Annotated in this window: 2 protein-coding genes; both read left to right on the top strand. The window is 39.6% G+C overall.

Translation table 11 applies throughout. The features are described 5' to 3' along the window. A partial coding sequence (locus KJB35_RS28305; RefSeq protein WP_285469904.1) for a T6SS effector amidase Tae4 family protein occupies positions 1–553 on the top strand: 553 nt, incomplete at its 5' end. Next, on the top strand, positions 550–957 hold the full coding sequence (locus KJB35_RS28300; RefSeq protein WP_025769021.1) for a hypothetical protein: 408 nt from the start codon (positions 550–552) through the stop codon (positions 955–957). The genes KJB35_RS28305 and KJB35_RS28300, both read left to right, overlap by 4 nt. Positions 958–1099 lie beyond the last annotated feature (142 nt).

Raw genomic sequence — 1099 nt, 5'->3', positions numbered from 1 at the left:
AGGGCGTTATGTATCCGAGTTTCGAAAGAATGATCGCACTATTCAATATGAAACAGGTTTGATTATTTTGAGTGTGTTAGAGTACTTTTTTTGTTTCAGTGAGGTACGTACAGTGTCAGTAATTCAATTTGCCAAGTTATGGAAAAACCATCCATACCCAAAATCTCCTTGTGATAGGGCTCATTTTCCTAATCAGTGTGCTATTCGTATGGGGGTTGCTCTGGAGGAAACAGGTATCGACACTTCAACTTTTGACCAAAAATATCCTAATAGGCGCTGCTACCCTGGCTTTAAACATAGTCCGAGACACATTTTAGCAGCCCAAGAGTTAGCAAATTGGATCTCTGTTAACCCTAATATATTTGGAAATAAAGAGCTTATTAAAGATCAAAGAGAAAAATCATTAATTGGTCGGAGAGGGATTATCTTTATCAGGAATGGGTGGGGTAGTACCGATCACATTGACGTTTGGGATGGCGAGCATATGAAGGGAGGCGCCCCTGATTGGATTAATCTTGGTGATGAAGTTTGGTTTTGGGAGATAAAACAGTGAAACAAATAACTGCGCTACTTTTATCGTTTGTTAGTTTTTCTTCGTTAGCATTTAATCTGTCAGTTAACAATGGATCATCTTGTACTTTGTTTGAAGAGTCTACCATTTTTGAAACAAAACTAACTTCTCCATGTAATTGGGCAGTTAATGCTCAAGGTGATTTACAGACACTCAGTGTAAAAGGTAACAAAGTAGCCATTCTTCTAGGTCAACCTATATCTTCTAATCAAGCTGAAAAATGGGGGGTAAGTGTCGAACAGAACTGTTCTCTTGAATCTGTTGGTGTAATGATTGATGAGGTTTCAAAAGTAATCGCGGTCAGTAAGCCGCTTGAAGGGGCATTGTTGTGCCCGGTTCTTCCTATAGATCATGTGTTTTTCAAAAGCTACAATTGGTCTCTCTAGCCGCTATACATAACAAAGCATTTAAGAGTGATTCCCAACGCTTGGCATTTTCAGTTCAAGGTTGGGTTTCGTGTTTTTTGGCGCAATGGTTTAGGTTCGTAGTAGCGTTGCTCACACCTTAATGCGGCGTTAGTACGGGTTT

Source organism: Vibrio sp. D431a, from assembly GCF_030248655.1.
GTDB classification, from domain to species: Bacteria; Pseudomonadota; Gammaproteobacteria; order Enterobacterales; family Vibrionaceae; genus Vibrio; species Vibrio alginolyticus.
The sequence above is the reverse complement of the archived record's forward strand: the minus strand, read 5'-3'. Positions and strand labels throughout refer to the sequence as shown.